At 45.3% G+C, this 19,808-nt stretch carries 19 protein-coding genes; 8 read left to right on the top strand and 11 right to left on the bottom strand.

Features of this window, described 5'->3' with window-relative positions; all coding sequences use genetic code 11:
• Window positions 1-12 precede the first annotated feature (12 nt).
• Window positions 13-2,334 (top strand): penicillin-binding protein 1B, encoded by a 2,322-nt coding sequence (gene mrcB / locus HUJ19_RS09045; protein ID WP_290623611.1) that lies wholly within the window; start codon window positions 13-15, stop codon window positions 2,332-2,334.
• Window positions 2,335-2,357: 23 nt separating this feature from the next.
• Complete coding sequence (locus tag HUJ19_RS09040; RefSeq protein WP_290623609.1) at window positions 2,358-2,786, top strand: HIT family protein; 429 nt, start codon at window positions 2,358-2,360, stop codon at window positions 2,784-2,786.
• A gap of 73 nt (window positions 2,787-2,859) precedes the next feature.
• Here HUJ19_RS09040 and HUJ19_RS09035 read toward each other — a convergent pair whose 3' ends face one another.
• The 8 genes from HUJ19_RS09035 to HUJ19_RS09000 form a co-directional block, all read right to left on the bottom strand.
• On the bottom strand, window positions 2,860-3,906 hold the full coding sequence (locus tag HUJ19_RS09035) for a M20/M25/M40 family metallo-hydrolase (RefSeq protein ID WP_290623607.1): 1,047 nt from the start codon (window positions 3,904-3,906) through the stop codon (window positions 2,860-2,862).
• Entirely contained in the window at window positions 3,903-5,282 is a 1,380-nt protein-coding gene (locus HUJ19_RS09030) for an NAD(P)/FAD-dependent oxidoreductase (RefSeq protein ID WP_290623606.1), read from the bottom strand. Before HUJ19_RS09030 ends, HUJ19_RS09035 begins: the two co-directional genes overlap by 4 nt.
• An 8-nt stretch (window positions 5,283-5,290) precedes the next feature.
• Window positions 5,291-6,568: a kynureninase gene (gene kynU / locus HUJ19_RS09025; RefSeq protein ID WP_290623604.1), complete on the bottom strand. Its 1,278-nt coding sequence runs from the start codon at window positions 6,566-6,568 to the stop codon at window positions 5,291-5,293.
• Between the two features lie 20 nt (window positions 6,569-6,588).
• A complete protein-coding gene (locus HUJ19_RS09020; protein WP_290623602.1) occupies window positions 6,589-7,446 on the bottom strand; it encodes a cyclase family protein in 858 nt (285 codons plus the stop codon).
• Entirely contained in the window at window positions 7,443-8,462 is a 1,020-nt protein-coding gene (locus HUJ19_RS09015; protein ID WP_290623600.1) for an amidohydrolase family protein, read from the bottom strand. Before HUJ19_RS09015 ends, HUJ19_RS09020 begins: the two co-directional genes overlap by 4 nt.
• Before the next feature lie 3 nt (window positions 8,463-8,465).
• A complete protein-coding gene (locus tag HUJ19_RS09010; protein WP_290623599.1) occupies window positions 8,466-9,008 on the bottom strand; it encodes a 3-hydroxyanthranilate 3,4-dioxygenase in 543 nt (180 codons plus the stop codon).
• A gap of 11 nt (window positions 9,009-9,019) precedes the next feature.
• Window positions 9,020-9,442 (bottom strand): RidA family protein, encoded by a 423-nt coding sequence (locus tag HUJ19_RS09005; RefSeq protein ID WP_290623597.1) that lies wholly within the window; start codon window positions 9,440-9,442, stop codon window positions 9,020-9,022.
• Between the two features lie 325 nt (window positions 9,443-9,767).
• On the bottom strand, window positions 9,768-10,253 hold the full coding sequence (locus tag HUJ19_RS09000) for a YajQ family cyclic di-GMP-binding protein (protein WP_290623595.1): 486 nt from the start codon (window positions 10,251-10,253) through the stop codon (window positions 9,768-9,770).
• Between the two features lie 329 nt (window positions 10,254-10,582).
• On the opposite strand from HUJ19_RS09000, the gene HUJ19_RS08995 reads away from it, so the two are divergent.
• The 3 genes from HUJ19_RS08995 to HUJ19_RS08985 all read left to right on the top strand — a co-directional run bounded on the left by HUJ19_RS08995 (window position 10,583) and on the right by HUJ19_RS08985 (window position 14,901).
• Window positions 10,583-12,499 (top strand): DUF885 domain-containing protein, encoded by a 1,917-nt coding sequence (locus tag HUJ19_RS08995; RefSeq protein ID WP_290623593.1) that lies wholly within the window; start codon window positions 10,583-10,585, stop codon window positions 12,497-12,499.
• Between the two features lie 497 nt (window positions 12,500-12,996).
• Window positions 12,997-13,767: a hypothetical protein gene (locus tag HUJ19_RS08990; protein WP_290623591.1), complete on the top strand. Its 771-nt coding sequence runs from the start codon at window positions 12,997-12,999 to the stop codon at window positions 13,765-13,767.
• A 24-nt stretch (window positions 13,768-13,791) separates the two neighbouring features.
• Window positions 13,792-14,901 (top strand): CARDB domain-containing protein, encoded by a 1,110-nt coding sequence (locus HUJ19_RS08985; RefSeq protein ID WP_290623589.1) that lies wholly within the window; start codon window positions 13,792-13,794, stop codon window positions 14,899-14,901.
• Window positions 14,902-15,709: 808 nt separating this feature from the next.
• On the opposite strand, the gene HUJ19_RS08980 is transcribed toward HUJ19_RS08985, so the two are convergent.
• Together HUJ19_RS08980 and HUJ19_RS08975 are read right to left on the bottom strand one after the other, a co-directional pair.
• Window positions 15,710-17,155: an aldehyde dehydrogenase gene (locus tag HUJ19_RS08980; RefSeq protein WP_290623587.1), complete on the bottom strand. Its 1,446-nt coding sequence runs from the start codon at window positions 17,153-17,155 to the stop codon at window positions 15,710-15,712.
• A 19-nt stretch (window positions 17,156-17,174) separates the two neighbouring features.
• The gene (locus HUJ19_RS08975; protein ID WP_290623585.1) at window positions 17,175-17,966 is read right to left on the bottom strand and encodes an SDR family oxidoreductase; all 792 of its coding nucleotides are present in this window, start codon (window positions 17,964-17,966) and stop codon (window positions 17,175-17,177) included.
• 167 nt (window positions 17,967-18,133) lie between these two features.
• Here HUJ19_RS08975 and HUJ19_RS08970 point away from each other — a divergent pair, with 167 nt between their 5' ends.
• From HUJ19_RS08970 to HUJ19_RS08960, 3 genes are all read left to right on the top strand, one after another.
• Window positions 18,134-18,418: a hypothetical protein gene (locus HUJ19_RS08970; protein WP_290623583.1), complete on the top strand. Its 285-nt coding sequence runs from the start codon at window positions 18,134-18,136 to the stop codon at window positions 18,416-18,418.
• A gap of 49 nt (window positions 18,419-18,467) precedes the next feature.
• The gene (locus HUJ19_RS08965; protein ID WP_290623581.1) at window positions 18,468-18,998 is read left to right on the top strand and encodes a transposase; all 531 of its coding nucleotides are present in this window, start codon (window positions 18,468-18,470) and stop codon (window positions 18,996-18,998) included.
• A 95-nt stretch (window positions 18,999-19,093) separates the two neighbouring features.
• Complete coding sequence (locus HUJ19_RS08960; RefSeq protein WP_290623579.1) at window positions 19,094-19,420, top strand: hypothetical protein; 327 nt, start codon at window positions 19,094-19,096, stop codon at window positions 19,418-19,420.
• A gap of 46 nt (window positions 19,421-19,466) precedes the next feature.
• Here the strand turns inward: HUJ19_RS08960 and HUJ19_RS08955 are convergent, their stop codons facing one another.
• Window positions 19,467-19,763 carry a HigA family addiction module antitoxin gene (locus HUJ19_RS08955; RefSeq protein ID WP_290623577.1) on the bottom strand — a complete coding sequence of 99 codons (297 nt, stop codon included), beginning with the start codon at window positions 19,761-19,763 and terminating at the stop codon, window positions 19,467-19,469.
• Between the last annotated feature and the right edge of the window lie 45 nt (window positions 19,764-19,808).

Genomic DNA, 19,808 nt, shown 5'->3' with positions numbered 1-19,808 from the left:
CGATAAAGTGAAATGGCTAAAAAACCAGTAAAGAAAAGCGCAAAATCCTCGAAAAAGAAGCAGTCAAAGCAAACTAACCAATCCTTCTGGCGCAAAATACCCTGGAAAAAGGTATTTTTGCGGGGAGGCCTGATTTTCGTTGCCTTGTTTACTGCCTTTGTTATCTATTGCGACATGGTGATCAAGCGTCAGTTTGATGACAATCGTTGGCAGCTGCCAGCCAAGGTCTATGCGCAGCCGCTTGAGCTGATGAATGGCAAGTCACTGACTCCCACTCGGCTTGAGCAGGAGCTGGAGCTTCTGGGTTACCGCAAGGCTGTCAAAGCGACGCGAGCGGGTGACTACGAACAATATGGCGATTATTATTATATCCATGTTCGTCCATTCGTCTTTTGGGATGAAAAGCAGCCAGCCCGTCAGATTGCTTTTAGCCTGCGTAATGGGCGCGTCAGCCAACTAAAAGATCATGTGTTGGGCGAGCCATTACAGATGGCAAGACTTGATCCTTTACTGATTGGGCAGATTTATCCAAACCGTCTGGAAGATCGTATTCTGGTTAAACTGGATCAGATTCCTGAGCACCTGATCAAGGCATTGATCATTACTGAAGACCGCGATTTTTATGAGCACAGCGGCGTGTCACCCAAAGCGATTGCACGTGCTTTGTGGCACAACGTAACCTCCGATGGTGGTACTCAGGGTGGCAGTACGCTAACGCAACAACTGGTCAAAAACTATTTCCTGACTAATGAACGCAGCCTGTGGCGTAAATTCCGCGAAGCGGTGATGTCGGTTTTGCTGGAGGTTCATTATGAAAAGGATGAAATTCTGGAAGCCTATTTCAACGAAGTCTATTTCGGGCAGGATGGCCCACGAGCCATTCATGGGGTAGGGCTTGCCAGCAAATTCTTTTTCGATAAAGAAGTTGAAAATTTAACGCCAGCTCAATCAGCTTTGCTGGTGGCTATTTTAAAAGGCCCTTCAGTCTATGACCCGCGCCGTCATCCTGAGAATGCCATGAAGCGACGTAACCTGGTGCTTGAATTGATGCATCAGTCCGGCACTTTGACTGAGCGCGAACTCAAGCAGGAAAAACAGACGACCTTATCTTTGGTCAGAAAGCCAAGTATTCATTTATCAAATGTGCCGGCCTTTATGGATTTGGTGGGTCGTCAACTACAGGATTCTTACTCGGATGATGAATTAAATTCAGAAGGACTGAATGTTTTCACCACGCTTGACCCGGTGATTCAGATGTACAGCGAGCGTACCGTTGAAAAATCCATTAACGATATCGAAAAGCAGCGTCAGCAGGAAGAGGGTAGCCTGCAGGCGGCCGCGATTATCAGCGATAGCCAGAGCGGACATATTCTGGCAGTAATTGGTGATCGAAAGGCAGGCTTCGCTGGTTACAACCGCGCGATTGATGCTCGACGTCAAATTGGTTCCGTGATCAAGCCTTTCGTTATGTTGGCTGCGCTGGAGCAAAATTCTGATTATAACCTGTCGTCAAACGTCAGCGACTTCCCGTTATCCTTAGAGCAAAGAGATGGCACCATGTGGGAGCCGCAAAACTTTGACCGTAATTTCCACGGCATGGTACCGCTCTACCGGGCGCTAAGTGAGTCCTACAATGTAGCGATGGCACGTTTAGGTCAGGAAGTCGGAATTCAACGATTAGCTGATTTTGTCGAGAAATCTGGTGTTGAAAAAGAAGTTCGCCCTTTGGATGCTTTGCCACTTGGCGTACTTGAACTGACACCGCTGGAGTTGTTGCAGCTTTATCAATCCATTGCCAGTAACGGATTGCGTATTAAGCCTTCATCAATCATCGCCGTGACTGATAACGGCGGCCAGTTGCTGGATCGCTATCCGGTCGATTCAGAAAGAATCGCCAGTGAGCTGAATGTGTATCTGGTTAAGGCCGCCATGCAATTGGCTGTCGAGCAGGGCACGGCCAAGTACCTTCATCGATCCAATCCATTTACGTCGTTTGCCGGGAAAACGGGCACAACCAATGACCTGAAAGACTCATGGTTCGTGGGGCTGTCAGGCGAACATCTGGCGGTAGTCTGGGTTGGTCGAGATGACAACAAGGATGCTAATATCACCGGTTCTACTGCGGCGCTACCTGTGTTCACGGATCTGTTTGCGGGTATTAATACGGCTCCGATCGATATCGGCTATCATGACAATATTGAATGGAAGCTGGTGGATTATCGCAGCGGATTGTTGGCAACGGATGACTGCCAGAATGCAGTGAGCGTGCCTTATCTTCGAGGAACAGCACCCAAAGCGACCGCTGATTGCCAGCCAATTTTGTCACAGCAATAAAGACAGGAAACTAAGGATGTTTAATGAGTTTTACCTTAAATGAAACATTAGCCCAGGACACTGTTGAACTGGGCAATTTTAATTTATGCAAATTGCTATGGATGAACGACAAGCAATACCCCTGGGCCATTCTGGTGCCAAGAGTTAATGATATAAAAGAACTGTATCAACTGTCGGTAGCGCAACAGATCAATGTGATGGAAGAGTCCAACTTTCTCTTACAAACCATGGCAAAGGTATTTAAGGCGGACAAGATGAATGTGGCGGCGCTGGGGAACCTGGTTCCTCAGTTACATATTCATCACATTGCACGTTACAAAAACGATCCAGCCTGGCCTGGCCCTATCTGGGGAGTGAAGAAGCCGATTCATTATGGTGATAATGAGCTAATTAAGGAAGTCAGCCCCTTGTTAGCCGAGCTGAAGGGAAATTTTGGCTTTAAAGAGGTTTAGCTTTAGGTCAAAAAAAAGTAGGTGTTGGGTTACGAGATAATATCTGTAACCCAACCTGGATACGCGAAATAACTTATGGACGTGAAAATTTAAAGTGAGGATTTTCTTTCCATACCACCTTGGTATCCGCTGGTAAGTTAGCAACCGCTGCTGCAATCACTTCGGAAAGGGCTACCAGATTCGGCACATCAATAATGTCTGCTTCATCATGTACCTGATGGTAATGATCTTGACCACGCCAAACCGAAATTGCATGCATTGGAATGCCGGTAATATCAGCCTGTTGGCCATGCTTAAATACCTGCTCTGCTTTTTGTTGAGTCAAATCCATTAATGCAAAAGGCGCGTTGTCCGAACGCATGAACAAACCCATCTGCGCAAAAGGATCGGCATCCAGTGACCAGCCCGCTTTAGAAAAGTCATCCTGTAATAGCGCGAACAAATTGGAATATTGATTACCCGTCATCCAGGCGCTTTGTGGGTGCTCCTCAACTGGAGTGCCTACTAACTCAAACATGATGCCTGTTTCGATCTGCTCAAGTGGAATCAGAGGGTTTTCGGCAAAGTGTTTGGAGCCAAGCAGTCCCATCTCTTCGGCATCCCAGGCAGCGATAATGATATTGAACGGAAGAGATTCCTGCTTCGCTAAAAGTTCTGCAATGACTAAACTCGCAACCACGCCACTGGCGTCATCATCGGCACCATTAAAAGTGATATCGCCTTCCAGCTCGGGGTTCTGGCCAACGTGATCATAATGCGCGCCAATCATAATGAACTTGTCGTTGTCACACTGGCAGTCAATGAACCCCAGGTAATTAACCGCATCGATTGATGTACCTTTGCGATCAAAAGAGAATTCCTGACGATAGGAATCGGTTTCTGGCAACGGCTTTAGCCCTATAGCTTTAAAGCGCTGGTCAAGCCAGGCATGAACCTGCTTCATTTCTGGAGTGCCGGTTTTACGCCCTTTAAGTTCGTCACTGGCCAGAAAATTGATCCATTCCTGGGCTCGTTCAACACGGGCTTGTTCGGTAGCCTGCGGAACATTATTAGCGCTAGATGTGTTTGATAAGACTAAGCCTAACAATACGGCAAGGCTGGAAACTAAAACTGATTTCATTGTAGATAATCCTTTGGTAACACGGATAACTGGTCTTGAACCAAGTGAGTAGCAAGTGTCCAGTCTACCCGATCCAGACTATCAATATCCTTAGCAAGTTGTTGCAAAATGTTAGCCTGGACGGCACCACGACTTTGCGCCTGAGCATAAGGTATGTGATGGAACATGACCATTGAGTAGCGTGGAATGAATTGTTCAGGGAAGCGCTTCTCTAATTCAAAGGCGATAGCCTTTTTAAGGTGGAACTTGGGGTCACGCACAGAATCACGCATCTCAATATAGTTGTCCAAAGCCATATCGGCAATCGCATTGGCATTATCGCGACGTGCTTGATTAAAAGCCGGGAAAACTTTTTGCCAGTCGTCGTTAAATTGATTTAACAAGGTATTCAACTCAGCGCAATCTTCGAAGCCGCAGTTCATGCCTTGTCCATGAAAAGGCACAATGGCATGGGCCGCATCACCAAAAATCATGGCGTTGCCATGGAACCATTTCTCGCTACGCACTGTACCCAGAACGCCGGTCGGATTATCGAAAAACAGTTCGGTTAAATTAGGGATCAGAACATACGCATCTTTGAAATACTTTTTGAAAAAGCTGTCGACTTTTTCTGGTGTGTTTAAGTTAGCAAAGCTGGCTTCGCCGTTCTTGGTTGGCATAAACAAGGTAACCGTAAAAGAACCATCAAGATTCGGCAGCGCAATCACCATATAACCACCACGTGGCCAGATATGCAGGGCTTCCTTTTCAATCTGAAAATTGCCGGCTTGATCGGCAGGAATGGTTAACTCTTTATAGTTATGTGCAAGTAGCTCTGAACTGAACTGACCAACCTTGGCCGCTTCCATAAATTGACGCACTGGCGAACCAGCCCCATCGGTTGCCAGCAAAATGTCATAGTTTAAGGTTTGCTTGTTACCCGTCATGGCATCTTCAACAGTAAAGCTCTGCTTGTCGAAATCGATGTCGACCAAAGGGTGCTTAAAGTGGAAAGTAACATTGCCAGTGGCTTCGGCTTCGTCGCGCAATAGACTGACTAAGCCAGCACGGGATACCGAATAAATGACCTCTTCAGGGCGTTGTCCGTAAGACTGGAATTGGAGCTCGCCCGCTTCATCATGCAGCATGCGACCTTTCATGGGGATCAGCAATTTCTCAACCTGCTCCATGATGCCAACCTGCTGCAAAGGACGAATGCCGCGATTAGCCAGCGCCAGATTGATTGAGCGACCAGCCGGAATATCTTCCAGGCGAATGTCCGGCAGTTTTTCGTAAACATCGACTTTGTAGCCGCGCAAGCCCAAATAGATACTGGCCAGCGAACCAACCAGACCGGCGCCAATGAGAGTGATGTGTTTATCTTGAGTTACTGACATGGCAGGCCTCACTGTAAACTATCTTTTAAGATGGTTACAAAGCGGTAAGCATCTTCAAATGAGTTATACAAAGGAACCGGAGCAACACGAATGACATTTGGATGACGGAAATCACAGGTAACGCCAGCAGCTTCAATACGATCAAAAACAGTTTTGCCATCAAGGCCATGCAAGTTTACGGTCAAGGATAACTGGCAACCGGAAGCCTTTTCATCGGCAGGAGTTAAAATATTAATTTCATCTGCCAGTTCCTGTTCTAACAGGTCACGCAGGTAACGAGTCAGCTTCAATGACTTTTTGCGAAGCGCAAGAATACCGCCTGCATCTTTTATCGTATCTAACGAGGCACGAATGGCAGCTAAGGACAGAATAGGTGGGTTGGATACCTGCCAGGCTTCTGCACTCTGCATTGGCACAAACCGATTTTCCATTCTAAAGCGCGATTCTTTGTCGTGTCCCCACCAGCCAGCAAATCGAGGAAGCTCTAAATTGGTGTGATGCTTTTCATGCACGAAACAACCGGCCACTGAACCCGGACCAGAGTTTAAATATTTATAAGAACACCAGGCGGCAAAATCCACATCCCAGTCATGCAAACTCATCGGAATGTTGCCGGTAGCATGAGCCAAATCGAAACCCACCATACAGCCCTTGGCATGACCGGCTTCGGTAATGGCTTTCATATCGAGAACTTGACCGGTGTAATACTGAACGCCGGGCAGCATGATTAGCGCTATTTCTTCACCATGCAGTTCGATCAGGTTTAAAAGATCTTCCGTGCGTAAGGTTTCTTCACCCTCGCGTGGTTTAGCTAACAGCATTGCTTGGTCTGGATCAAAGCCATGAAAGCGAACTTGTGATTCAACCGCATAATGATCAGAAGGGAAGGCATGGTCTTCGATTAGAATTTTATTACGCGTTTTATTGGGGCGATAAAAGCTGACCATCATAAAGTGCAGGTTAGCGGTTAGCGAGTTCATGCAAACCACTTCAGAATTTTTTGCGCCAACTAGTTTGGCAGACTCTTCGGTTAGAAATTCATGGTAGGGCATCCACGGAAACTCACCCGAAAAGTGACCTTTAACGCCCAGCTTTTGCCACTGGCTCAGCTCATAGTTTAAGTATTCCTGTGTGCGTTTTGGCTGTAAGCCAAGCGAGTTACCACACAGGTAAATTTCATCATCACCATTGTCTTGTTTCGGAATATGAAATTGTTCACGCATCTGCTTTAACGGATCCTGTTGATCGAGTTGTTGCGCATGCTCAAGTGAAAAAATAGTATTCATAATGGTTTCTTCTTAATGCTTTATTGTTCTTGTTCTGAATGTGTTTCAGAACATTCAATTAATGGGTAAAGAATCGGGCGGCTCGGTGCTGCGTCTAATTCAAATGCGGGTATTTGCAGGTTGAGGCAATAGATGCCATCAGCAATATCGTCAGGCACAAATATCATTTCAGTAATGGTTCTATCGCAACGTGCGGTGTCCGTCAGCTGATGACTATCAGCTTCCAAGTTCCAGTATATATGGTGATTGGTTAAATGGCCCTCATCATACATTTTGTCCACCGAAGGAAAATCAACCAGTAAGTGCTTTATAGGACTATCCGCCAACCATTGCATTGCTTCTTGAGTAAAGAATGGTGGCTGATTGGTATCATCGTACCGGTATGACTTTTTAACATCATGATTGGGAGCACAGCGCACTACTAAGCTTTCAATGTTGTTCAGCGTATCGTTATCAATAGCCTGCTGCAGTTGTGCCATATCAATGACTCGATCAGCATCTTCAAGAGTTGGTCGATAGCTATCGTTAGTGGCTTCTGCCAACATTGGCTCAATGCTGATCACGCAAGCAACAGACAAGCTATTATTAAAAATGGCGCCGACCGAGACCTTTTGATCACAAATATGATGAATCGATTCAGTATGGGTGCCATTGCAATGAGGAACCAGTTGAATCGAATCAACATTACAACTGCCGCCTTTAGTGGTGTCACCAATAAAGCTGCCAGCCTGAAGCGGCTGTCGTTTAGCAATTTCAGCACCAAAATGATTGGGCTGCTTGCCATCAAAGTTTAAAGGAATCGCTATCGAGTGAGGATGTTTTATATCTACCTGATAACGCTTGCCCATAAACTCTGTGATTAGGTTGAACTTACTCATTTGAGAAAGCGTCCTTTATCCAGATTGAGCCACTCAAGTGCGGTTCCATGCAGTAAGCGATCCGAAACCGCTTTATCATAGTTCATGGACTCAATTAATTTACCCGGCTCAAGCTCTCCTAATGGGAATGGATAGTCGGTACCGAGCGCCAGTTTATGGGGGCCCATTAAATCAACCAGGTACTCAAGCATCTTCGGATCATGGACCAGTGTATCAAGATATATTTGTTCAAGATATTTACGCGGATGATGCGGATTATCGACGCGCATCAAATCAGGACGAACTTCATAGGCATGCTCGATACGACCGAGTGTTGCGGGGAAACTTCCGCCGCCATGGGCAAAAGCAATTCGCAGATTTGGCAAACGTTCTAAAACACCACCAAAAATCATTGAGCAAATCGCCAGAGAACTTTCCGCAGGCATACCCACTAACCAGGGCATCCAGTATTTCTGCATTTTCTCTTTGCCAACCATGTCCCATGGATGAACAAAGATTGCTGCACCTAATTCTTCTGCCGCGGCAAAGACTTCAAACAGGTTTTCGTCGTTCAAATTCCAGTCATTGATATGCGAACCAATTTGCACGCCAGCCAGCCCCAGCTCCTTAACACAGCGTTCCAGTTCCTGAATCGCTAACTTAGGTGACTGCATCGGTAAAGTGCCGAGGCCAACAAAACGGGTAGGGTAACGCTCTACCACTTCAGCGATGTGGTCATTGAGAAAACGCGACAAATCTAGGGTGTCTTCTGGTTTGGCCCAGTAGTTGAACATGATTGGCACTGTAGACAAGACCTGAACATGAACGCCGTGATGATCGCAGTCTTTCATGCGCACTTCCGGTGACCAGCAGTTTTCCTGAACTTCGCGGAAGAACTTACCATCGACCATCATTCGCGCACAGTCGCACTTATGATGCTCCAATTGCACAAAGCCGCCATAGCCGTATCTTTCTTTTAAGTCCGGCCAATTTTTCGGAAGAATATGAGTATGAATGTCAATCTTCAAATCAGACATAAATTAAAGATCCAGTTTGTTTTGTTTAGGCATCACCGTACCGCACTTGTCGCAGGTACGATGCTCTTCGTTTTCTAAAAAGCGCTCGAAGACCGGCAGGAAATCTTTTTCTACATTGGTTAGATGGAAATACTCTTCATATAATTTGTTATCGCAGTTCTCACAGAACCACATCAAGCCGTCTTGCTCATGCTCCAGTCGTTTACGTTCAACTACCAGACCAATAGAGTTTTCGAAACGAACCGGCGAGTGCGGAACTCTCGGTGGCAACAGGAATATTTCCCCCGCTTTAATCGGGTAATTGACACGTTCGCCATTTTGAATGGTACGTAATTCCATCTCGCCTTCCAGCTGATAGAAAAACTCAGGACCTTCATCATAATGATAATCGCGACGACCATTAGGGCCACCAACGACCATTACAATAAAGTCATCCTGTTCAAAAACCTGTTTGTTGCAAACAGGCGGTTGTAACAAATGACGGTTCTCATCTATCCATTTCTGAAAATTAAAAGGTGGAACCGGTGTTAATGTCTTATCACTCATGGCGATTCTCCTTAATCATCGTAAATAGTGGCGATGCATTTCAGCTCAATCGCAATCGGAGTGGGTAGCGAACTGATTTCAATGGTGGTGCGACAAGGTTGATTGTCAGCAAAGTATTCTGCGTAGATTTTATTGTAGGTTTTGAAATCATCTTTCATGTTGGTCAGAAACACCTGCACATCCACCAGTTGATCCCAGCTTGAACCCGACTCCAGCAAAATGGCACGAACGTTTTCAAAGACACTACGACATTGCGTCTCAATGCAGTACTCAATGATATTGCCCTCATCATCTAAAGTGACACCAGGAATATCCTTGCTGCCTTTTTTGCGTGGGCCAACACCCGACAAGAACAGTAAGTGACCAACACGACGCGCATGGGGATACAGACCGACGGGTTCCGGGGCTGACGAAGATACGAATTTCTCACTCATAGAAACCTCAAATCAAATTAGCTAGCCAATTTCAAATTCAATAAGTTACAGCGCGAACGAATCGAAAACACTGTCAATCAGCTAGAAAAATAACGAAACGATTAAACGAAAATACTAGGAAAAACAGGTGCGCGCAATCGGCGCAAGAAAGGAATGCGTATTCAATCGAGAATCCATTTACAACCACCCTGGTGGGCAAAGATGAATCCTGATGTTTTTTGATGTGGAAAATAATGCATGGGCTCTTTTATAGCCGAAAAGCCCCTCTTAGGCAAGGGGCTCAATGATTGGGGTAGGGGCAGGCCAATGTGCCTGCCCGAAAACATCAATCCCTGAAATTCTTAAACTGAAACGGCTGCCCCAGCTCTGCCTGTCTGACCAGTGCCATAACCTGCTGCAAATCATCACGTTTTTTACCCGTCACTCGCACTTCTTCGCCCTGAATCGCTGCCTGAACTTTTAACTTGGAGTCTTTTATCAATTTGACAATTTTTTTAGCGATATCTTTATCAATACCCTGCTTGAAAGTGGCCGTCTTATAAAAGGTCTTGCCGGAATGGGTGGCATCATCGGTGATATCCAACGCATTGGTATCAATATCACGCTTAACGCAGGCTTTATAAAGAATATCGATCATCTGATCGACCTGAAACTCGGCTTCGGCAGTGATTTTAATGCTCTCGCCAGTCTGCTCAAAGCTTGCATCCACTCCGCGGAAATCAAAACGAGTCGATAGCTCTCGGTTGGCATTATCAACAGTATTGGTAATCTCGTGTTTATCCACTTCAGAAACAATATCAAAAGATGGCATGGTCAGTCCTATCAATCAAATAAAGAATAGCCGCTATTATAAGGCAAAATTATCAGCAGGCCAGTTATGAGGTGTTAGTTTCGTAGTCCGTAGGCTGGTGATGAACGAAGTGAATCCCAGCAATATTTTGAGTTATGCCTGAAATGCTGGGATTCACTTCGTTCATCGCCAGCCTACAAGAAAAATAATGTATAGATGAAAAGGTGTAGAATTGTGACCGGCTCAGCAACAATGACTATCGCCGCTGATTTACCCTGAACCTGCGCATGTGACATTTGTCCGATTATCATTAATAATCGTTCCACACAAACAATATAAAGGGTGTAGGTATGTCTTTCACAAAACGAGTTAATCGTAAAACTATGGTTAGTCTGTTGGTTAGTGCTGCTCTACTGAGTGCGGGCTGTCAGCAAGAAGAAGAGCAGCAGGAGAAGGCGAGTCAGCAGCAACAGGCTGAGACAGCGGTTTCTAAGGAGCAGGCGCACAAGCAAACCAAAGTTACTCCTGAAGTTCTTTATGACAAAGTTACAGCCACTCTATTTGCTGCTCGTCCTATGGACGCAACCATGTATGGTGTCAGCCAGGAGATCGCTGGTGGTTACTATCAGGATAAGCTGCCCGATTATTCGCCTGCTGCCGAAAAGGCTCTGCGCCAGAGTTTACGCCATTACGCCGACCAGCTAGCGGAGCTGAATTCGGATACTATTCAGGGCGAAGAGAATCGAAAGGTAGTCATTGATCTGGCTCAGTACTATTCAGGCGAAAAGCAGTTTGATATTGGTTTCATTGACAGCTGGATGGGGCACTCTCCCTTTATCGTCAGTCAAATCAATGGGCCAGCAATTGATGTGCCTAACCTGCTGCAAAACAATCATCCGATTAAAAACGAGCAAAATGCTAAAGACTATATCGCCAGAATGGCACAGTTTGGCGACATGATTGAAAGTGTTAAGAGTAAAGTGCTGGCTGATGCTGAACAGGGCTGGGTGCCGCCCAAGGTTATCGTCAATGGCGCGCTTAACTTCCTGAATGGTTTTATCGCAGCAGAACCTGAGCAACATGCGCTGGTGACTAACTTACAGACCAAATTGGATAAGCTCGATATTCCTGATGAGGAAAAAGAAAAAATGATGTTTGATGCGGTCAGCATCACCAAGACCACGATTTACCCTGCTTATAAAACCCTGGCGATGGTAATGGAAGATTTGCTGGAAAAGGCGCCCGAAGAGTCTGGGATCTGGGCGCAACCGAACGGCGCAGAGTTTTATCGCTATGCGGTCAGTGAGTTGGGCGATACTGATTTGACACCGGAAGAAGTGCATCAGATTGGTCTTGATGAAGTGGAACGAATTACCGCAGAGATGGATGCGATTCTGAAATCGGAAGGGTATGAAGAAGGCACTGTCGGGGAACGCATGGCTTCTTTGAATGACGAAGACCGATTCATTTACGAAGATTCAGATGAGGGCCGGCAGAAACTGCTGGATGATCTTAATGGGATGCTTGCAGAGATCAATGAAGTGATGCCAACCCGCTTTGCAACCATTCCTCCTTACGATGTTGAGATTCGACGTATACCGGTTGAGCGACAAGACGGTGCTCCTGGCGGACAATATACGCCACCGCCACTGGATGGTTCTGAGCCAGGTGTTTATTGGATCAACCTTAAGGACATGAAGGCCAATCCTAAGTTTGATTTGAAGACGCTGACTTACCATGAAGCTAATCCGGGCCATCACTGGCAAATCGCATTAAATATGGCGCAAGAAAGCTTGCCCCTGATCCGCCGTATCGCTCCGTACAATGCCTACGTCGAAGGTTGGGCTTTGTACTCAGAGTTAGTGGCCTGGGAAATGGGCATGTACAAAGATGACCCTTATGGCGACTTAGGACGCCTCAAAGCGGAACTGTTCCGCGCCGTTCGTTTAGTGGTTGATACCGGACTGCATCATAAAAAGTGGACACGCGAACAAGCGATTGACTATATGGCCGAAAAAACCGGTACGGCTCAGTCCAGCGTCGTATCAGAAATCGAACGCTACATGGTATGGCCCGGCCAGGCATTGGGTTATAAGCTCGGCATGTTGAATATCGTCGATCAGCGCGAAAAAGCCAAAGAAGAACTTGGTGAAGCATTCGACATCAAAGAGTTCCATGATTTAGTGTTACTCGGTGGTGCCGTATCCATGTCAGTGCTTAATGATAAAATTGACGCCTGGATTGAAAGCAAGAAACCGAAGTACTAAAAACAGTAGCAATAGAGTTGAGGCGAGCCAATGTGCTCGCCTTTTTAGTTTTAGAAAACGTCGACTGGTGATGTATCAGGGGGGCAGGATTTTTTGTTGCTCGATCTGGATGTAGGTTGGTGATGAACGAAGTGAATCCCAACAAATACTTATTGAATTACATTGCTGTTGGGATTCACTTCGTTCATCACCAACCTACTATTATCATTTATCGTGCATCTCATCGTCATCCCAAGGCACCATCCTCACGTATTGTCATTCCGGCCTACGAGCCGGAATCTGCTCTTTGTAATATTCTAAGCCACAGCAAATATGCCGTTCTTGTGTAAGACATATCTCACAATCGATCATGCAATCGCTGAAAACACATCAAAAATCCAATGCAAATATGAAAATCAATGAGTTACAGCTTTTCGCATATTGTCAAGGCTTACAAAATTCATAATATAACTCCTGCTTATATGGAATAAGCGATCAATCAACAAGGAGTAAGTTTTATGAAAAAAAGTTACCTTAATACAAAAAAATGTGCAGTGCTGGGTGCAGTTCTTTCTGCGCTAACATTTGCATCTCTACCCACCATAGCATCAATGAATGATTCAAAAGGAATTGAATCACTTGCAAAAGAAGCTCAACACATTGTTCAAGGAAAAGTGGTCAACATTGACTACAAGGACTCTGTGGAAGGCATTCCTCACACCTTTGTGACTTATCAAATCGAAGATGATTTCCAAGGTCGACAAAATGGTCGCCAAGTAACACTACGTTTTATTGGCGGCATTAAAAAAGTCAGCGATACGCAATATGATGTGCTTGAAGTATCCAATGTTCCTGAGTTCAATCTTGGCGAAGAGAACATTTTGATGCTTGCTGAAAAAGACGATGGCCAATGTCCATTGGTTCGTTGCTCCGAAGGCTTCTTCAAAGTGAAAAGTGGCGAAGTCTTTACTGAGAGCGGTAAGCCTGTACAAATTGGTAAGGCTGCTGAAAGAGCACAGCGTCCAGCTATGATGGATGATGAGCAAGGCGAAGTTGTCGGCAAAACATTGCCAGCGCAAGCTCAAGCTCAAGCAAAAGGTGCTTCAGTTCAGCAATTTAAGAAGGCTGTTCAGTCTGCTATGAAAGGTAAGCCAGCTAAAGAAATCAAGAGCGAGAATATTGCGCAAAGATTCTCGGCGGCGATTCCTGTTGCTATGTCAGCACCTGCTGTTCCAGCGCGTGCCAAGCAGCCTGCTCAAGACATCATCGATGATGTCGACCATCAATAATCACTACTTCACGGAGGAAGTACAATGAAGAAATTAATTTTAATCTCTAGCGTAATCGCTGCATCGTTTTTAGGAATGGAAACGCAAGCAGCAACTTTGGATACATCATGTAATGGTGTCTATAAAAAGTGGAACACCAACAGTGTGACCTACCGAGCAAGCTCTGTGGGATTTCCAGCGGGCAATGATTACCGCACAGCACTTGGTCATGTCATTACTCAGTTCAACAAGAACCCCAGTAAAATCCGTTTCTCAATGCTATACGATGACACTTCAATCGGCATGAATAACGGTCAGAATGAAGTCTGGTGGTCAAGCAGTATTAGTGCACCAGCAGTAGCTTATACCTGGAGTTCATGCAGCTGGTTCTTTGGCTGGAGCAATAACATTACTGAGTCTGACATAGTGTTCAAAAATACGGTGAATTACACGCCAGGTGTTGAATACGGCATTCGTGCACGTGCTGATACTTTAACTCCATATGGCGGATCATCTCGTCCGTTTAAAACTACTGCATTGCATGAATTTGGCCATGGCGCAGGTTTAGGTCATGAAAATGGTCGTTACAGCATCATGGGACAGGACTGGGATCACATCCATCGTAACTACGTCTACGCGCTAGCTTACATGGGTGAAGACGCAAACTATGGTCTACGCCAGTTGTACGGTAACAACGCAGGCAATATTCAGGATGTCGGTCTGGTTCACTGGAAATACAGCGGTGCCAGTGGTGCATATAGCTCACACATTCGTACCAAGCTGTATAATACTTCGGGCGTAGAACTGCCATACACTACTGTCAATGGCGAGCGTCGTTACAATGTCAATAAAGGTCAGCAGGTTCGTATGGAGTTAACCTATGAAAATAATGGTGAGTCAGGTCAGGCGCCAACGATTTACTATTACGTTTCAACCAATAACTTCATCAGTACTGCAGATCGCTTGATTGCGAGCACCTCCTTCTCATTGCAGCCTGAAGGTAGTGTCTATACTTCAACACGTACCGTGACGATTCCATCAGACCTGAACTCAGGTCAAAACTACTTCTTAGGTGGCTTGTTAGATCCAAACAACACCATTGCAGAAGTAGAAGAAAGCAACAATGCAACCTACATTCCGATTCGCGTGAATTAATATTCAAAAGTAGGAAGGGCGGCCCGATGTGGCCGCTTTTTTTGTATAAAAGAAGTCAGACATACTACCAAATAAAAAGTCCTAAAAAGGCTTACACCAACTTAATATTTTGTCATTACGGCCTCCGAGCCGGAATCTGCTCTTGGTTGTAGGGTGGGCCTTGGCCCACCAGAATAACAAGCTTTAGGGTATACACCTAACCAAAGATACGATCATCCTGTGGTTTAACCGCAGGATCCAGTGGCTTTAACAGGAAAAAATCAGGAGTATTTGTTTACGAGTTTTATGCTGACAAATGGTATAAGCAGTGTGATTAGATAAGCATGCTCATAGGAGAATGAAAGCATATGATCTAAATAGGTAAAAAATTTTATATCACTTTGATAGTTTAACTGTGGTAAGAGGTTAATTGAGAATAAGAAAAGAGGATTAAGAATTAGAAGTAACAGAATACTAATCGTGAGAAAGTAGCAGTAGCTGACGATGATATAGCGAAATGGTTTATTAACTTTTCTCCAAAGACTTATTACTACTGGAGAAAGAGTACAAGCAAATGTAATTATGTATAGTAGGGCACTCATTCTATATCAGACCTGTTATAACCCAGTTTCTTTAGGGTCTTTTTTAAAGCAAACCCCGCAAAGTAACTTAGCAGAAAGCTTAGACCGCCTATTAAAATTAATGAAATCCAAGCATTACTGACTTCTTTAAATGTTAAATAAAAAGCAAGATTGAAGACTAAGCCTCCTACAATAAAAGAAGTGAGAAGACCAGTGATAGGAAGCTTAGAAAACACCTTGTTCATACCTTACCCATACTTCACACACACATTCTTGGCTTCGGTGAAAAAGCGTAAAGCTTCTAAGCCACCTTCACGTCCTACGCCCGAATTTTTGACGCCACCGAAAGGCGTTCGCAAGTCGCGTAGTAACCAGCAATTGATCCAGACGATGCCGGCTTCAATTTCTTTGGCGACGCGGTGCGCACGCTTGAGATCGTTGGTCCAGACGCTGGAGACTAAACCGTATTCAGTGCCATTGGCGAGCATGATGGCTTCATCGTCTGTATCAAATGGCATGATGGTGCAGACTGGACCAAAAATTTCTTCCTGATTAGTTCGGCAATGATTGGTCAGGCCTTCAATCACGGTTGGCTCGACAAAGTAACCATTTTCGCAACGGCCTTTTAAAGTTACCTGATTACCACCAGTCAAAATAGTGCCGCCTTCTTCTTTTGCCAGTTCAATGTAGGAGAGCACTTTTTCCATGTGCGCTTTGGAAACCAGTGCGCCATGTTGGGTGTCAGCTTCTAGCGGGTCCCCAATCTTGATTTGTTTTACTTTCTCCACGAAAGCCTGCTTAAACTTTTCGTAAATAGGGCGCTCAATGTAAATGCGAGAACCGCACAAACAAATCTGACCTTGATTCGAAAAGGCTGCGCGAACAACATTATTCACCGTATCTTCAAAGTCACAATCGGCAAAGACCAAAGTTGGGTTTTTACCGCCCAGTTCGAGCGATAACTTCTTGAACATGCCCGCAGTGACTTTGGTGATCTGAGCCCCGGTAGCTGTGCCGCCGGTAAAGCTTATCGCCTTGATTTTCGGATGAGTGGTCAATGGGCCGCCAATACTGGGGCCTGTGCCATGCAGGATATTCAAGACACCATCGGGCAGACCTGCTTCTATGCACAGCTTGGAAAACAAAAATGCGGTCATTGGTGTGATTTCCGATGGCTTGGCAATGACTGCGTTACCGCTGGCTAGTGCTGGCGCGATTTTCCAGGTGAATAAATAGAGTGGTAAATTCCAGGGAGAGATACAACCGACCACGCCAATCGGATCGCGCAGGGTATAGTTAATGGCCACATCTTCCATGGCATGGCTTTCGCTGGAGAACTGAGTAATGGCGTGCGCAAAAAATCGAATATTGGCCGAGGCGCGATAAATATCAACATTCTTGGCCAGAGTAATCGGCTTGCCGTTATCAATGGCTTCAGCTTGCGCCAACATGTCGGCATTGGCGTCGATGATATCCGCCAGACGACACAAAATTTCCGCGCGCTTCTCAAGCGGAGTATTAGCCCAGCCTTTTTGCGCATGTTCCGCGGCAACGACTGCCTGCTCTAAATCATGCTCATCCGAGTTTGGGATTTTGCTGTAGACCTGCCCAGTGGCCGGTTCAACATTATCAATGTATTGACCGGCAAACGGATCGAGCAATTGGCCATTAACGTAGTTCTTGATGATTTGCATAGTGGTTCTCTAGTGCTGATTACAGACAGCTGGTGCGTCCGCCATCTACCGGCAAATTAATACCTGTAATATAAGCCGCCGCGGGCGAAGCTAAAAACGCTACCGCATTAGCGAACTCTTCCGGTTCACCGAAACGGCGCATAGGAATGATCGACTTTTCTTCTTCTTCCATCTCCTCGATGGAAACGCCTTGTTTCTTTGCCTTGTTCTGAATAATGGCTTCCAAGCGCACCGTATTGGTCGCGCCCGGTAACACGTTATTGACCGTGATATTGAACTGGCCCAGCTCATTGGCTAACGTCTTCGCCCAGTTGGCTACCGCCCCGCGCACCGTATTCGACACGCCAAGGCCGTGCAAAGGCTGCTTAACCGAAGTAGAAATCACATTGATGATACGCCCATAATTCGCTTCTTTCATACCCGGTGTTAACAGCTTCATCAACTCATGATTACAGATCAAATGCTGATTGAAAGCCGCCAGAAAATCGTCAGTTTCGGCTGAATTGGCAGGACCCGGCGCAGGACCGCCCGTGTTATTAACCAGAATCTCAACCAGACGACCACTCTTCAAAAACTCAGCTACTGTCGCCTTAACCTGCTCGGGATAAGCAAAATCCGCCACCAGAACCGCATGCTGCTGACCTTTGGATGTATCCAGCCCATCGCGCACTGCCTCAAGCTTCGCCTTATTCCGCGCAAGAAGAATCACCGACGCACCCTGCGACGCCAACTGCTCCGCAATCGCCTTACCCATGCCCTGACTCGAACCACAGACCAAAGCACTTTTACCCGTCAAATCTAAATTCATCATAGGAAATCATCGAAATCTGTAAAAAGAAGCATTTAAGCATATTTCGCCGGGGATTTTAATCGGTTTGGTAAGGTGATGAATTGATGATAGATTATCAATCAAAAGAGCGGCACCCCTAGGGCAGGATCTGCGTCACGACGCACCTTACGGTGACAGAGATTTGTAGTATGAGTTTAGATATACATAAGCTTCAAAATGGACAGCCTGCAGAATTATTAATTTCAATAAGCAGTACAGAATACGAAGAGTTATATCCAGCAATAGAAAGATTTAAGTCAAAGACCGGTCTGCTGATTGATCAATACAGCGATCTTAAACTTAGCTCCGGAGTGCTCCCACTAATCCAATCAATCGAGGAAGTCAGTACAGAAAGCGTTTTCTATAATTCTCTATTGAAAGTATTGAAGCAGTCTGAAGCTGATGGGTATGGCATAATGTTTGTCGGAGACTAGTTAACGTAGGGTGCGTCGTGACGCACCGATAAATTCAAGGAGGGCATGGATGCCGAACTATCGAAGAGCAAAGGTAAAGGGAGGTACCTATTTCTTTACCGTTAACATATTGGATCGTAAGAGTGGGTTATTAACCCGTCATATCAATGAGCTTCGTCAATCGTTTAATCACGTCAAAAAGCAACTTCCTTTCAAACTTGATGCATTGGTTATTTTACCGGATCATTTTCATATGGTGATGACGTTACCGCAAAATGATGACGATTATTCAAATCGATTGAGATTAATTAAAGAAGGTTTCACCAAGCGGCTTAATCTCAATGCTATCGATCACATTTCAAGAATAACTCGTAATGAAAAAGGTGTATGGCAACGACGTTTTTGGGAGCATCAAATTCGAGACGAAGAAGATTATATAAACCATATCCATTATTGTTATATCAATCCTGTGAAGCATCAGTGGGTTAAGAGGGTGAGAGATTGGCCTTATTCGACATTCCATCGTGATGGCAAACGAGGCTTGTTTTCAATTGACTGGGCCGGATGTGGTGAATTTGAAGGCAGATTTGGTGAGGTTTAAGTTTGGTGGTAGATTGCAGGTTATAAGAGCGGTACCCCTAGGGCAGGATCTGCGTCACGACGCACCCTACGATATGGAGTGAGGTTTAGTATTTTATGAGTTCTGAAGTTTTAGAGTCTGATTGGAAAGTTTATAGGAAAAGTCTTGAAGGCTGGCGTGAGCGATATTTGGCTAAGCAGAATGAAAAGCTGATAAAGATTGTTATTAACACTGAGCACACTCCCACAGAGCAATTCTGGAATGCAAAAGGGTTTGTTGATGAACAAGCAAAAATTCTTCAGGATTGTCTAGATCATCATTCAAGGTCGAATATGTTTATGAGTCTTTTGCTGATGCTTAGATATGAGTTAATTAATGAGTCGGACTTGAATGAGTTTAGCGAAGATTTGCGCAGTAGGTTAGTGCAATTGATTAATTCTTAAGAGCGGCACCCAAGGGGCAGGATCTGCGTCGCGACGCACCCTACGGTTAAGAAAACGCTTCTAACTTCTGCACTCCTTCTGGAGCTTCTTTTTTATCCTCTTCCCAAATGTTTAAGGCGTTCTGCATATTGAGCCACGAAGCAACGGTGGTGTTGGTCATGTAAGCTAGGCGGTGGGCGAGCTCTGGCGTGCAAGATACTTTGCCATTGACGAAATTGGATAAACGTTTTCTAGTTATACCTAGCATGTGAGCCGCTAGTGTAATTGAAAGCTTCAGTGGTTCGAGTATATCTTTTTTTAGAATGAGTCCTGGATGAGTTGGTTTGCGTTTCAATTTACTCATGATGCTTTCTCCTTGATTACCAAATTAATGGTAATCAAGGAGGTT

Origin of the sequence: Kangiella sp., assembly GCF_014762745.1 — a bacterium.
Taxonomy (GTDB): Bacteria; Pseudomonadota; Gammaproteobacteria; order Enterobacterales; family Kangiellaceae; genus Kangiella.
The sequence above is the reverse complement of the archived record's forward strand: the minus strand, read 5'-3'. Positions and strand labels throughout refer to the sequence as shown.

Coding starts and splice junctions, on each gene's coding strand:
- mrcB (WP_290623611.1), top strand. CDS start 13: ATGGCTAAAAAACCAGTAAAGAAAAGCGCAAAATCCTCGAAAAAGAAG.
- HUJ19_RS09040 (WP_290623609.1), top strand. CDS start 2,358: ATGAGTTTTACCTTAAATGAAACATTAGCCCAGGACACTGTTGAACTG.
- HUJ19_RS09035 (WP_290623607.1), bottom strand. CDS start 3,906: ATGAAATCAGTTTTAGTTTCCAGCCTTGCCGTATTGTTAGGCTTAGTC.
- HUJ19_RS09030 (WP_290623606.1), bottom strand. CDS start 5,282: ATGTCAGTAACTCAAGATAAACACATCACTCTCATTGGCGCCGGTCTG.
- kynU (WP_290623604.1), bottom strand. CDS start 6,568: ATGAATACTATTTTTTCACTTGAGCATGCGCAACAACTCGATCAACAG.
- HUJ19_RS09020 (WP_290623602.1), bottom strand. CDS start 7,446: ATGAGTAAGTTCAACCTAATCACAGAGTTTATGGGCAAGCGTTATCAG.
- HUJ19_RS09015 (WP_290623600.1), bottom strand. CDS start 8,462: ATGTCTGATTTGAAGATTGACATTCATACTCATATTCTTCCGAAAAAT.
- HUJ19_RS09010 (WP_290623599.1), bottom strand. CDS start 9,008: ATGAGTGATAAGACATTAACACCGGTTCCACCTTTTAATTTTCAGAAA.
- HUJ19_RS09005 (WP_290623597.1), bottom strand. CDS start 9,442: ATGAGTGAGAAATTCGTATCTTCGTCAGCCCCGGAACCCGTCGGTCTG.
- HUJ19_RS09000 (WP_290623595.1), bottom strand. CDS start 10,253: ATGCCATCTTTTGATATTGTTTCTGAAGTGGATAAACACGAGATTACC.
- HUJ19_RS08995 (WP_290623593.1), top strand. CDS start 10,583: ATGTCTTTCACAAAACGAGTTAATCGTAAAACTATGGTTAGTCTGTTG.
- HUJ19_RS08990 (WP_290623591.1), top strand. CDS start 12,997: ATGAAAAAAAGTTACCTTAATACAAAAAAATGTGCAGTGCTGGGTGCA.
- HUJ19_RS08985 (WP_290623589.1), top strand. CDS start 13,792: ATGAAGAAATTAATTTTAATCTCTAGCGTAATCGCTGCATCGTTTTTA.
- HUJ19_RS08980 (WP_290623587.1), bottom strand. CDS start 17,155: ATGCAAATCATCAAGAACTACGTTAATGGCCAATTGCTCGATCCGTTT.
- HUJ19_RS08975 (WP_290623585.1), bottom strand. CDS start 17,966: ATGATGAATTTAGATTTGACGGGTAAAAGTGCTTTGGTCTGTGGTTCG.
- HUJ19_RS08970 (WP_290623583.1), top strand. CDS start 18,134: ATGAGTTTAGATATACATAAGCTTCAAAATGGACAGCCTGCAGAATTA.
- HUJ19_RS08965 (WP_290623581.1), top strand. CDS start 18,468: ATGCCGAACTATCGAAGAGCAAAGGTAAAGGGAGGTACCTATTTCTTT.
- HUJ19_RS08960 (WP_290623579.1), top strand. CDS start 19,094: ATGAGTTCTGAAGTTTTAGAGTCTGATTGGAAAGTTTATAGGAAAAGT.
- HUJ19_RS08955 (WP_290623577.1), bottom strand. CDS start 19,763: ATGAGTAAATTGAAACGCAAACCAACTCATCCAGGACTCATTCTAAAA.